The organism is Enterobacter sp. BNK-29, from assembly GCF_048684785.1.
Taxonomy (GTDB): Bacteria; Pseudomonadota; Gammaproteobacteria; order Enterobacterales; family Enterobacteriaceae; genus Enterobacter; species Enterobacter cloacae_M.
Map to the genome: position 1 here is coordinate 905743 of NZ_JBLQTU010000001.1, position 13332 is coordinate 919074.

Annotated in this window: 10 protein-coding genes; all 10 read right to left on the reverse strand. The window is 56.2% G+C overall.

Translation table 11 applies throughout. From position 1 onward, the window contains the following. Positions 1-23: 23 nt before the first annotated feature. Positions 24-1568, reverse strand: coding sequence for a peptide MFS transporter (locus ACMGGX_RS04195; RefSeq protein WP_262771054.1), 1545 nt, complete (start codon positions 1566-1568; stop codon positions 24-26). A 300-nt stretch (positions 1569-1868) separates the two neighbouring features. Continuing rightward, positions 1869-3341, reverse strand: coding sequence for a ribosome biogenesis GTPase Der (gene der, locus ACMGGX_RS04200; protein WP_047346809.1), 1473 nt, complete (start codon positions 3339-3341; stop codon positions 1869-1871). A gap of 112 nt (positions 3342-3453) precedes the next feature. Then, positions 3454-4632, reverse strand: coding sequence for an outer membrane protein assembly factor BamB (gene bamB, locus ACMGGX_RS04205; RefSeq protein ID WP_008502135.1), 1179 nt, complete (start codon positions 4630-4632; stop codon positions 3454-3456). A 10-nt stretch (positions 4633-4642) separates the two neighbouring features. Continuing rightward, a complete protein-coding gene (locus ACMGGX_RS04210; RefSeq protein ID WP_023308812.1) occupies positions 4643-5263 on the reverse strand; it encodes a YfgM family protein in 621 nt (206 codons plus the stop codon). Between the two features lie 13 nt (positions 5264-5276). Beyond that, positions 5277-6551, reverse strand: coding sequence for a histidine--tRNA ligase (hisS, locus tag ACMGGX_RS04215; RefSeq protein ID WP_420298089.1), 1275 nt, complete (start codon positions 6549-6551; stop codon positions 5277-5279). 80 nt (positions 6552-6631) lie between these two features. Next, on the reverse strand, positions 6632-7750 hold the full coding sequence (gene ispG, locus ACMGGX_RS04220) for a flavodoxin-dependent (E)-4-hydroxy-3-methylbut-2-enyl-diphosphate synthase (RefSeq protein ID WP_023308814.1): 1119 nt from the start codon (positions 7748-7750) through the stop codon (positions 6632-6634). A gap of 26 nt (positions 7751-7776) precedes the next feature. Next, positions 7777-8790 (reverse strand): cytoskeleton protein RodZ, encoded by a 1014-nt coding sequence (gene rodZ / locus ACMGGX_RS04225; protein WP_126329994.1) that lies wholly within the window; start codon positions 8788-8790, stop codon positions 7777-7779. Positions 8791-9083: 293 nt separating this feature from the next. After that, on the reverse strand, positions 9084-10250 hold the full coding sequence (locus ACMGGX_RS04230; RefSeq protein WP_014171168.1) for a bifunctional tRNA (adenosine(37)-C2)-methyltransferase TrmG/ribosomal RNA large subunit methyltransferase RlmN: 1167 nt from the start codon (positions 10248-10250) through the stop codon (positions 9084-9086). 169 nt (positions 10251-10419) lie between these two features. Beyond that, positions 10420-10851 (reverse strand): nucleoside-diphosphate kinase, encoded by a 432-nt coding sequence (ndk, locus tag ACMGGX_RS04235; RefSeq protein WP_003860625.1) that lies wholly within the window; start codon positions 10849-10851, stop codon positions 10420-10422. Positions 10852-11007: 156 nt separating this feature from the next. Further along, a complete protein-coding gene (gene pbpC, locus ACMGGX_RS04240) occupies positions 11008-13332 on the reverse strand; it encodes a peptidoglycan glycosyltransferase PbpC (protein ID WP_348561629.1) in 2325 nt (774 codons plus the stop codon).

The window sequence follows — 13332 nt, forward strand, 5'->3', positions numbered from 1 at the left end:
CGCCGCCCCGGCAAGACCGAGGTTTATGAGGCGTTAGCAGCCGGTTTAGTCTGCGCATTTTCCAGCATGCGGCGCACCGGAACAATGAGGACGATCAGTACCGCAGCACAGATCAGCAGCGCGACGGAGCAGCGAGCAAAGAGATCCGGCAGCATATCCAGCTGATCGGCCTTCACGTGGCCGCCAATCAGGCCCGCCGCCAGGTTACCCAGCGCGCTGGCGCAGAACCACAGGCCCATCATCTGGCCGCGCATTCTTTCCGGCGCAAGCAGCGTCATGGTCGCCAGGCCAATCGGACTCAGGCACAGTTCACCAAGCGTCAGCATCAGGATGCTGCCCACCAGCCAGAACGGCGATACGCCCGCTCCACCGCTGCTCAGCACGTTCTGTGCCGCCAGCATCATCAGGCCAAAGCCCGCCGCCGCGAACAAAATACCAATAACAAACTTGGTGATGCTGCTCGGACGAATGTTTTTGCTCGCGAGCTTCGGCCATGCCCAGCTAAACACCGGTGCCAGCAGGATGATGAACAGGGCGTTGATTGACTGGAACCACACCGCCGGGATTTCAAAATCACCAATCATGCGGTTAGTGTAGTCGTTGGCAAACAGGTTGAACGAGGTTGGCTTTTGCTCAAACGCGGACCAGAAGAACGCCGCGGAGATCAGCAGAATAAAGCAGACCAACAGCCTGGCGCGCTCTTTGCGGTTCAGGCCCGCAAAAACAAACAGATAAATAAAGTAGAGGGCTACGGATGCCGCAATCACGTAGACCAGCACGCTGGCTACCGCGACCGGGTTAATCACAATCACGCCCTGCGCAATCAGCGTCACGATCGTTGCCACGCCTGCCGCCAGCGCCAGCAGCCAAACGCCCACGCCGTTACGCTTCACCACCGGGCTGTTCCAGGTGGAGTCGAGGCCGACTTCGCCGTCATAGCGTTTCATCGCCGGAACGGCAAACACGCGGAAGATAATCAGCGCCACCAGCATCCCGATGCCGCCAATACCAAAGCCCCAGTGCCAGCCGTGGGTTTTAATCAGCCAGCCGGAAATCAGCGGCGCGATGAACGAGCCCATGTTGATGCCCATATAGAACAGCGAGAAACCGCCGTCACGACGCGCGTCGCCTTTTTTATACAGGGTGCCGACCATCACAGAGATACAGGTCTTAAACAGCCCGGAGCCAAGCACGATGAACATCAGGCCGATAAAGAACAGATTGTTCCCCATCACCGCCGAAAGCGCAATCGACAGGTGACCGAGCGCAATCAGAATTGAACCGTACCAGACGGCTCTCTGCTGACCGAGCCAGTTATCCGCCAGCCAACCGCCCGGCAGCGCGGCCAGGTACATGGTACCGGCAAAGATACCGACAATCGCCGAGGCGTTTTCACGCGCCAGGCCCATCCCGCCGTCATAGACGGTGGCGGCCATAAACAGGATCAGTAACGGACGAATGCCGTAAAATGAGAAACGCTCCCACATCTCGGTGAAGAACAGGGAACCGAGCGGATATGGATGGCCGAAGAACGTTCGGCTCTCTTTTTGATTAACAGTGGATTGCATAATTCTCCCGAAAGGTATGTCGTCGTGCTTGTAAACACCAGCAGGTACGCCGGCCAGTTACGTATCTGGCCGATTTTTTACATGCGGCGAAAAGTTAGTTAACCATTTGATAACCAGGCGCTAGTTTTGTCTAGTACCGGCCCCTGGACTTTAAGATGAAAATTCGACGATTGTCTACTTTCTTAGATTTAAACTTGGTTAAAAGTGAATAGTGATTGACTTCACACAGAGAAAACCGGCGCTATGATTTGGCAAAAAAAAGCCCGCGATAAACGCGGGCTTTCGTGAAGCAGGTAAAGCTTATTTGCTTTTCTTAATGTGCTTAATCAAGCGCTTACGCTTACGCATCTGATTTGGCGTCAGGGTGTTGCGCTTGTTGGCAAACGGGTTTTCCCCTTCCTTGAACTGGATACGGATAGGCGTGCCCATCACGTCCAGCGATTTACGGAAGTAGTTCATCAGATAGCGCTTGTAGGAATCCGGCAGGTCTTTCACCTGGTTGCCGTGAATTACTACGATTGGCGGGTTGTAACCACCGGCGTGGGCATATTTCAGCTTCACGCGACGGCCGCGCACCAGCGGCGGCTGATGGTCTTCTGCAGCCATGTTCATGATGCGGGTCAGCATCGCGGTGCTCTGACGACGGGTGGAGCTGTCGTACGCTTCACGCACGGATTCGAACAGGTTACCCACACCGCTGCCGTGCAGCGCAGAGATAAAGTGCACGCGGGCGAAGTCGATAAAGCCCAGACGGAAGTCGAGGGTCTCTTTCACCTGCTCGCGCACTTCATTGCTCAGGCCATCCCACTTGTTGACCACGATAACCAGTGAGCGCCCACTATTGAGGATAAAGCCGAGCAGAGAGAGGTCCTGATCGGAGATACCTTCGCGTGCGTCGATGACCAGCAGCACTACGTTAGCATCTTCGATCGCCTGCAGGGTTTTGATAACGGAGAATTTTTCCACCACATCGGTGATTTTCCCGCGCTTACGCACCCCGGCGGTGTCGATGAGGACATACTCACGCTCATCGCGCTGCATTGGGATGTAGATGCTGTCACGCGTGGTGCCCGGCATGTCGTAAACGACCACGCGCTCTTCACCCAGAATACGGTTAGTAAGCGTAGACTTACCTACGTTTGGACGGCCCACGATAGCCAGCTTGATCGGCAGATCCTGCGGGTTGAAGTCGTCTTCAGGCTCTTCTTCGCCCTCTTCTCCCTCTTCGAACTGCGCCCAGTATTCAGCGTCTTCGTCCACCTCTTCCGGCGGGTTCACTTCATCAACCCACGGCAGCAGAACGGTTTCCAGCAGGCTGGTGACGCCACGGCCATGCGATGCCGCAATCGGGTAGATTTCACCCAGGCCCAGAGACCAGAAATCCGCGACGGCCTGATCGGCATCGATGCCGTCAGTTTTGTTCGCCACCAGGAAGGTCGGCTTTTCGCGTGAACGAAGGTGTTTGGCAATAGCGGAGTCCGCCGGCATCAGGCCAGCGCGCGCATCCACCATAAACAGCACCACATCCGCTTCTTCAATCGCCAGCAGCGACTGTTCCGCCATGCGGGTTTCAACGCCGTCTTCCGTGCCGTCAATACCACCGGTATCAATACAGATGAACTCGCGTCCTTCCACCTCTGCACGACCGTACTTACGGTCACGCGTCAGCCCCGGGAAATCCGCAACCAGCGCATCACGGGTGCGTGTTAAACGGTTAAAAAGAGTGGATTTTCCAACGTTAGGGCGCCCGACAAGCGCGACCACAGGTACCATGTTTGAAGCCTCATAAAATTCAAAATAACGTCGCTTTCGCGGCGTTTTTAAAAATGTCAAAACGGCTCCTGAGTGAACAGGAGCCGTTTAGTATACTACAACCGCCGGGTAATTAACGCGTGATCGCGTACAGCGTGCCGTCTTTTGCCTGAATCAGCAGTTTGCCGTCGGCCACAACCGGATCGGTCAGGAAGCCAGAGCTGTCGACTTTTTGCTGTGCAACAAAGCGGCCGTTATCCGGATCGATCCAGTGCATATACCCTTCGCTGTCGCCAACCACCAGGCTACCGTTGTACAGTGCCGGCGCGGTCAGCAGACGGTGCAGCAGATCGCTTTGCGTCCACAGCGTCACGCCGCCTTCGGTGCTCAGAGCCAGCAGACGGTCGTTCTGATCGACCATATAGATGCGGTTGCCCTCAACGATGAAATCGTTCACAGAGCCCAGCTCACGTTTCCACATGATCTGGCCGCTGCGCAGATCCAGCGCGGTCAGGTTGCCATTATAGGCCAGCGCGTAAACCACACCGTTAACGATGACCGGCGTAGTGTCTACGTCGCTCAGACGGTCAATTTCCGTTGAGCCAGTAGCCTGAGAGATACGCTGCTGCCAGATCATCTGGCCCTGCTGCATCAGCACTGCGCTCACGCGACCGTTGTCACCGCCCACAATGGCAGCACCAAATGCGGTAGCCGGTGCGGATTCGCCGCGCAGAGAGAGCGCAGGCATATCCAGGTTAACGGTCCATTTCACCAGACCGTCAGCTTCGTTCAGCGCCTGCAGCTGGCCGTTGCTGGTATGAATCAGCACCAGGCCGTCGCTCACCACCGGACGAGACAGGGATTCACCCGCTACGGTTGTTTGCCAGGCAATAGAGCCGTCGCTGCTGTTCAGCGCATAAACCTGCGCTTTTTCGCTGCCCACGTAGACATGACCACCGGCAACGGTCAGACCGCCAGACAGCAGTGCAGGTTTACGGGAGAACCAGCCGTCTTTTTCCGCCAGGTTAACGGACCATACTTCTTTCCCGTCATCGGCGTTCACCGCTTTCACGGTACCTTTGCGGTCAGCGGCATAGACAACGCTGTCTGCATACGCAGGATGAAGGTTGGAATAGAAATCACCAATCCCATTGCCCACGGAGACATCCCACGCGGTGGATGGGGTAAACTGGTTTTCAACCGTCGGCAGTGGGGACATTTTCACAACGTCTTCTTCGCCACTGAACAGTGAACAACCACTCAATAACGTAACAGAAAGCAGTCCTGGCAGAAGTAATTTACGCAATTGCATCGGGTCCCTCTCAGACGGACAAATTATTTATTTTCATCTGCATCATTTCGCTCAGCGCAGGTGAAGCATTGCTCTCTACGCCAGCTTGCCACGCTTTACGCGCGCCCGCTTTGTCACCTTTGCTCAGCAGTGCTTCACCGCGCAGATCGGCAACGATGGCAGCAAAACCTTCGCCTTTGATGGTATCGAGCGTTTTCAGCGCATCGTCAGCTTTTTTCTGCTGAACCTGAATACGTGCCAGGCGCAGATTGATCACCGCTTTCAGGTTCTCATCGCTGGCCGCAGCAAGGCTCTGCGAGAGCTGTGCAGCGGCTTTATCCAGTTCGTTCTTATCAACGTACTGCTGAGCCACTTCCAGCGCAGCCAGTGCACCGTAGGTGTTTTTGTTGTCAGCCGCAAATTTTTCTGCCGCAGCCAGCGTTTGCGGCTGATCGGCACGAATTGCGCTCACGGTATTTTCATAGGACAGCGACGCGCCACGCGCGGAATCTGCCTGATGATTGTTCCAGTAACGCCAGCCCACCAGCGCACCGATACCTAAAATAACCCCAACAACCAGCGCTTTGCCGTTTTCAACAAAGAAGCGCTTAATCGCGTCGACCTGATCGTGTTCGTTCTCGTAAATTTCCACGCAGTCCTTCTCCTTAGCCCAATAGAGTGCGCAAGTGCGCCGCAACGCCGTCCTGCGTTACCGTTGTCTGCTCACCAGAGCGCAGGTCCTTCACCACCACTTCGCCGTTAGCCACTTCGGACTCGCCCAGCACCAGTGCAATACTTGCGCCCCACTTATCGGCACGAGCAAACTGTTTTTTGAAGTTGCCGCCGCCATGGTTGGTCATCAGCTTAACGTCCGGCAGCGCATCGCGCACGCGTTCGGCAAGCTGCATCGCCGCAGACTGCGTTTCCGCGCCTGAAGCCACCAGGTATATATCGACAACGGAATCTGCTTTAAATTCCGGATTAACTGCCTGAACCAGCAAAACAAGTCGCTCAAGGCCCATCGCGAAGCCAACAGCAGGGGCTGCGCGACCGCCAAGTTGCTCAACCAGACCGTCATAACGGCCGCCCGCACATACTGTGCCCTGAGAACCGAGGCTGGTAGTCACCCACTCAAACACGGTACGGTTGTAGTAGTCCAGACCGCGCACCAGGCGCTGATTCACGGTATAGGCGATGCCTGCCGCTTCAAGCATCTTGCACAGGCCCGTGAAGTGTTCGCGAGATTCTTCATCCAGGTAGTCACCCAGCGCAGGCGCATCGTTCAGCAGTGCCTGAACATCCGCGTTTTTGGAATCCAGAACGCGCAGCGGGTTACTGTACATGCGACGTTTGCAGTCTTCGTCCAGCTTCTCTTTATGCTGTTCCAGGAACGCTACCAGCGCATCGCGGTAGTTAGCGCGAGCTTCCAGAGAACCGATAGAGTTCAGCTCAAGGGAAACGTGATCGGCGATACCGAGGGCGCGCCACCAGCGGGCGGTCAGCATAATCAGCTCAGCGTCGATGTCCGGGCCCTGCAGGCCAAAGACTTCCACACCCAGCTGATTGAACTGGCGGTAACGACCTTTCTGAGGACGTTCGTGGCGGAACATTGGGCCGATATACCAGAGGCGCTGCTCCTGATTGTACAGAAGACCATGTTCGATGCCGGCGCGTACGCAGCCCGCCGTACCTTCCGGACGCAGGGTCAGGCTGTCGCCATTGCGGTCCTCAAAGGTGTACATCTCTTTTTCAACCACGTCGGTGACTTCACCAATCGCGCGTTTGAATAACGGGGTCTGCTCTACAATCGGCAAACGGATTTCGCTGTAACCGTAGCTGCCGAGCACCTGCTTCAGTGTGCCTTCAATGCGCTGCCAGATGGCGGTTTCGCCAGGCAGATAATCGTTCATGCCGCGGATGGCTTGAATGTTTTTTGCCACGTTTATTCTCTTTCTATATACAAAAAAAACCCAAAGAATGGGTTCAATCATACATGGGAAGCGGCACGCTTCCCATCACGTTATTTTTCAACCTGCTGAACGCTGATACGCTGTGTTTCGTCCATCATGGCGGCTTTGGCGCGGATGCGTGCTTCAAGCTGGTCGATCATGTCGCTATTATCCAGACGATCTTTACGAACGCCATCTTCATAGAGACCACTTTTCTTGTTACCGCCGGTCACGCCCAGAGTTGACACCAGCGCTTCACCCGGACCGTTTACCACGCAGCCGATGATGGAGACGTCCATCGGGGTGATAATGTCTTCCAGACGCTGCTCCAGAGCATTCACCGTCCCGATCACATCAAACTCCTGACGTGAGCAGGTTGGGCAGGCAATGAAGTTGATCCCACGCGCGCGGATACGCAGTGACTTCAGAATATCGAAACCGACTTTGATCTCTTCGACCGGATCGGCCGCCAGCGAGACGCGCAGGGTGTCACCGATCCCTTCGGAGAGCAGCAGCCCCAGACCGATCGCGGATTTTACAGAGCCGCTGCGCAGGCCGCCCGCTTCGGTGATCCCGAGGTGCAGAGGCTGGTCGATCTGTTTTGCCAGCAGACGATAAGACTCTACCGCCAGGAACACGTCGGACGCTTTTACGCTGACTTTGAACTGATCGAAGTTAAGACGATCGAGATGATCCACATGGCGCATTGCGGATTCGAGCAGCGCCTGTGGCGTCGGCTCGCCGTATTTTTCCTGCAGGTCTTTTTCCAGGGAACCGGCGTTAACGCCGATACGGATAGGAATATTTTTATCGCGGGCGCAGTCCACGACCATGCGGATACGCTCTTCGTTACCGATGTTGCCCGGGTTAATACGCAGGCAATCGACGCCGTATTCGGCCACTTTCAGCGCGATGCGGTAGTCGAAGTGGATATCAGCCACCAGCGGAACGCTGACCTGCTGTTTGATCAGTTTGAACGCCTCAGCGGCATCCATGGTCGGGACGGAGACGCGAACAATGTCCGCGCCTACACGTTCTAATGCTTTGATTTGATTGACCGTCGCTTCCACATCGGTGGTGCGCGTATTGGTCATCGACTGAACGGCGATAGGTGCCCCATCGCCGATTGGCACATTCCCAACGTAAATCCGTTTCGATTTTCTACGTTGAATCGGAGCCTGGTTATGCATGAAAAATCTCCCGCGTTGCCCGTCTGTTACTGTGCTGCTGATTGTTCGGCATTAACGGTAAGACGTGCAACCTGGTTAGTTCTGATAAAGCGGCTCAGGTCGACAGGTTTTCCTTGATACTGGATCTGTACCGCTGCCGGAGCGCCGATTTTAAGTTTATAGGGAGCCTGGCCGGTTAGGTTTAACGTGCCATCTTTACGCTGCAGGCCGCTGAACAGTTTTTTACCTGTCGCGTCAGTTACTTCCAGCCAGCAGTCGGCGCTGAAGTTCATCACCAGCGCGTTGGGATCGGCTGCTGTCGCCGTACCCGCCGGGCTGGTTGGCAGAGTCGCTGCGCTATTGTCTGCAGGCTGAGTAGCCGCAGGCGCGTTCGCCGCAGTATCAACGTTAGCCTGAGAAGGGGCAACAACCGCGTTTTGATCCTGAGCCTGCGGCGCAGCGGTGTTAGCCGTTGCTGCCGGAGCCTGTGCTGCATCGGTCGCCGACGCGTCTGGCGCTGCGGTCTGTGGCTCGCTTGAGGAAGCTGCGCCGTCGGTATTCAGCGGCACGCTCTGACCGTTCTCACTCCCGGCCTGGTTGAGTTCGGCGGAGGATTGATCGGCCATAGTAGTAATCTCTTCCTGCTGGGCCTTGTGGTTTTGCCACCACCATGCGCCGGTCAGACCGATCACCACAAACAGCACCAGCCAGGTAAAGCTCATCAGCCAGCCATCGCGTTTTTTACGACGTTTCCCCAGGGAGAAGGTCTGCATCGGCGCAACTTTTGCTGCACGGACCGGTGCCTGCTTCTCCATCATTGGCAATAATTCGTTTTCGGGGATATGCACCAGTTTTGCGTAAGAGCGGATATAACCGCGCAAGAACGTTGAAGCCAGATCGGCAGGTGCCTTATCTTCTTCAATATCGCGAACCGTGGAAACCTTCAGGCACAAGCGTTCCGCAACGGCTTGCTGGCTGAGTCCGAGTTGTTCACGGGCGTTGCGAAGACGAACGCCAGTGGAGAGTGCTTCATGTTGGTCGTGAGTGGCTTCAGTATTCATTCGCTACAACTACTGGTACGTGAAAAATAAGGGTTCAGGTGCCGGTGAGTCACAATGCCACCCGCACCGCGAAACTTCTGGTCAGTTAACCTTGAACAGAGAGTATAAGACTGTCAGCCCGGAGATGACAGTACAGCCCTGCCCGTACGGCTAAACTGTTGTTACGTCGTTACATACTGCCCGAAAGTCGGATGAAACGCACCGTAATTATTGTTCAGTCATCACGAATCTGACTGATTATTCAGTAAGAGTATGCTTCACGGCGCAGATAATGCGCCGTGAGTGCATAATAATCAAACAGCTTTAACCGCGATCGTCTCGCCCTGCATGCGTTTACGCAGGGTACGTTTGGTACGGTCAATAACATCACCTGCCAGCTGTCCGCATGCTGCATCAATGTCATCACCACGGGTTTTACGCACGATGGTGGTGAAACCATACTCCATCAGCACCTTGGAGAAGCGGTCGATACGGCTGTTCGAGCTACGGCCATACGGCGCGCCCGGGAACGGGTTCCATGGGATCAGGTTGATTTTACATGGCGTATCTTTCAGCAGTTCAGCCAGTTGATGCGCATGTTCGGTACCGTCGTTGACGTGATCAAGCATCACGTACTCGATGGTGACGCGGCCCTGGTTGGCGTTGGATTTCTCCAGATAGCGACGCACCGCAGCGAGGAAGGTTTCGATATTGTACTTTTTGTTGATCGGCACAATTTCGTCACGAATTTCGTCGTTTGGTGCATGCAGGGAGATCGCCAGCGCAACGTCAATCATATCGCCCAGCTTGTCCAGCGCAGGCACAACGCCAGAGGTAGACAGCGTGACGCGACGCTTGGACAGACCAAAACCGAAGTCATCCAGCATGATTTCCATCGCCGGAACGACGTTGGTCAGGTTCAGCAGCGGCTCACCCATCCCCATCATCACCACGTTGGTGATAGGACGCGTACCGGTTACTTTTGCCGCACCGACGATTTTCGCGGCACGCCAGACCTGGCCGATAATTTCTGACACCCGCAGGTTACGGTTAAAGCCTTGCTGCGCGGTAGAGCAGAATTTGCACTCCAGCGCACAGCCTACCTGAGAGGATACACACAGCGTGGCGCGGTCTTCTTCCGGGATGTAGACGGTCTCAACGCGCTGATCGCCTACCGCAATCGCCCATTTGATGGTGCCATCCGCTGAGCGCTGCTCTTCCACCACTTCCGGTGCGCGGATTTCAGCCACTTCCTTAAGCTTGTTGCGCAGGACCTTGTTGATGTCAGTCATGTCATCAAAATTGTCGCTGCAGTAATGGTACATCCACTTCATGACCTGATCGGCACGAAACGGCTTTTCGCCCATCTCTTTAAAGAACTCGCGCATCTGCTGACGGTTCAGATCCAGCAGGTTGATTTTTCCATTTTTATTGGGAACCGCAGGAATGGCGACTTCGGAGGTATTCACTAATTCAGACATAATATTTTCCGGCCTCGTTGTTACACGTTATGGCCCATGGAGGGTTGAATAGAAACGCCCCGGAAAGCAGTCTGCTCATCCGGGGCGTTGCATTGTACAAAGTCTGGCGCAGGGATGCCACGTCTGGACGCGGCATTTACGAAAATAATATGTAAACGAAACCGTTAAATTAACGGGTGCGTGGACACACTTCGCCTTCTGCGAAGAAGAAAGCGATTTCGCGTGCAGCAGATTCAACAGAGTCAGAACCGTGGGTACCGTTCTCGGTGAAGCTGTCCGCGTAGTCAGCGCGCAAAGTACCTGCCAGCGCGTTGTCCGGGTTGGTTGCGCCCAGCAGGTCACGGTGACGCTGTACTGCATTTTCGCCTTCCAGCACGGATACCACGATTGGACCGGAGGTCATGAACTCAACCAGGCCGTCAAAGAATGGGCGACCTTCGTGCTCAGCGTAGAAACCGCGAGCCTGCTCAACGGTCAGGTGCAGCATTTTGGTGCCAACAATTTTGAACCCTGCAGATTCAAAGCGAGCGAAGATGCTGCCAATAACGTTTTTTGCCACCGCGTTTGGTTTGATGATGGAAAAAGTACGTTCAATAGCCATGATAACCTCTGTCAATGTTCTGTTGTTTTGCATACCTGAGTATGGTGTGGCGCGGATTATAATGAGCAATAGCGCCATTGCCTATGGATTCAGGTAACATTTTTTTAAAATAAGACGAGTTTTAGCAACAGCTCACATCTGAAAGCTGTTTTCAGATCACTGCAGCGTAAAATTCACCGTCGCGACCTGGCCGGTCTCATCCATAACGAGTAACTGATAATCGCCAGATTTATCAAGCTGTAATGTGTAAACTCTTCCCTTCACATTCAGCGGTTCACCGTTCAAAAACCACCAGCGCTCACCGCTATTGCCGGTCGCCTGAAGCGGCAGCGAAACGCGGGATTCCCCCGGCAGACGTTTGATGACGGCCCCTTCACGCACGCCTGTCAGGATGAGTGGCGCAGGTGCGTCCTGCGACAGCGGAGGACATGTGGTTGATGACGAAGGGATCCGTACCGCGCGACGTTCGGTCGCCGGCAGCCAAGGCTCCAGCGGCAGCGGCCAGACATCCAGGACTTTTTCAGTTGCATCAGGGCAATCTGCCGCCACGCGTTTACCCGTTTTATCCAGCCAGACCGGAAAACGAATGCCGCGTATCCCTTCCTGTTCGGGCAATAGCAGAGTGGGCGGCTCACTCCCTTCCAGCAGCCAGGTCGACAGGCGACGCCGACAGTTTTCACTCCCTTCCGGCAGCGACTGGCCGCCCGGCCAACAGATCACGCCCCGCCCGACGCTCTCCGGACGCGGGTCGCGCGGCAGGCGGGCCTCGTCTACCGTTGAGCGCGACTGAAGCAGGTTATTGACCTGATTTAACAGTGGAACTGCGCTGGCGAAACCAAACTGCCCCGCTACGGGCGTGCCGTCCGGTCGTCCTGTCCAGATGCCTATTACATAACGGGCATTCAGACCAATCGCCCAGGCATCACGGTAGCCGTAGCTGGTGCCGGTTTTCCACGCCAGCGGCGCGATCTGCGGTAATGCATTATCCGGCAGCGGCTGCGCCTCGTTCGCCAGAATACGGCGAATAATCCACGCCGAGCCTTGCGACAGCAGCGGACGTTCAATCAGCGGTTCGCCCGGCTGTAACCGCAGCCTTCCCGCCTTACCGTGTCGGGCAAACGCGCTGTAGGCCGCTGTGATATCCGCCAGCCGGGCGCCTGCCCCGCCGAGGATCAGGGACAGATTCGGCTGCGCCCCCGTGGGCAGGATCAGCGGCAATCCCGCGTTGCTCAGCATCCCGGCAAAACGTTTTGGCCCGTACGCTTCCAGTACCTGTACCGCGGGCAGGTTGAGGGAGCGCACTAGCGCTTCACTCATGCTAACCGGTCCGTGGAAGCCACTGTCAAAATTCCCGGGGCGATAATCACCGGTTTTTCTGGGAACGTCCTGGAGCAGCGAGGCGGGATGGATCAGGCCATCGTCCAGCGCCATACCGTAAATAAAGGGCTTTAACACCGATCCCGGGGATCGGATCGCATTGACCATATCCACGTGGCTAAAACGCGTGTCATCGTTAATATCCACCGAGCCGACCCAGCCGCGCACTTTCATATCGGTGTGATCCACGACGATCATCGCCAGCGAGCTGCGTGCCGGCAGGCGAGATTTCCAGTTCATCGCCAGCTCTTCCAGCTGCCGCTGCAGTCCGGCATCCAGCGTGGTGACAATTTTAGTGTCGCGGCTTTTGCCTAGCATCATGCGCGCAAAGAGCGGTGCCAGCTGCGGCATCTGTCGGGGCGCCAGCCATACCGATTCTTCCCGTGATTCTTTGACCTGCTTCGCGGACCAGACGCCCTGCGTGACCATGCGGTCGAGCACTTTGTTGCGCGCCGCCTCGGCCCGGTCAGGCCAGCGGTCCGGACGCAAGCGGCTGGGTGCCTGCGGCAGTACCGCCAGCAGCGCCGCTTCGGAATAGCTGAGCTGCGACGGCGGTTTGCCAAGATAGGTCCAGCTTGCCGCCCCGACGCCCTGCAGCGTGCCGCCAAAGGGGGCACGGTTGAGATAGAGGGTGAGAATGTCGCGCTTGGAAAGATGCCACTCCAGCTGCATCGCCCGCCAGAGCTGACGAACTTTGCCGCCAAAGGTGCGCGGATGCGGGTCCAGCAGGCGTGCTACCTGCATGGTGAGCGTGCTTCCGCCAGAGACGACTTTGCCAGAACTGAGATCCTGCCAGGCGGCGCGCAGGACAGAAAGCGGGTTTACGCCAGGGTGATCCCAAAACCAGCGATCTTCATACTGGATCAGCGCCTCAAGATAGCGGGGAGAAACCTCTTCAATGGTAACCGGGTAGCGCCAGATACCGTCGCTATCGGCAAAACGCCAGAGCGGCGTGCCCTTCTCATCCACCACCACCCGGGCGGGGTTAACCTCTTTCAGAGGCAACGGCCACAGGCGGTCGGCGGCGACAATCAGCCCCCATAAAACGAGAAGCGCTCCCGCCAGCCATAGCCAGCGGGAGCGTGTCAGACGTGCCATTCGCAT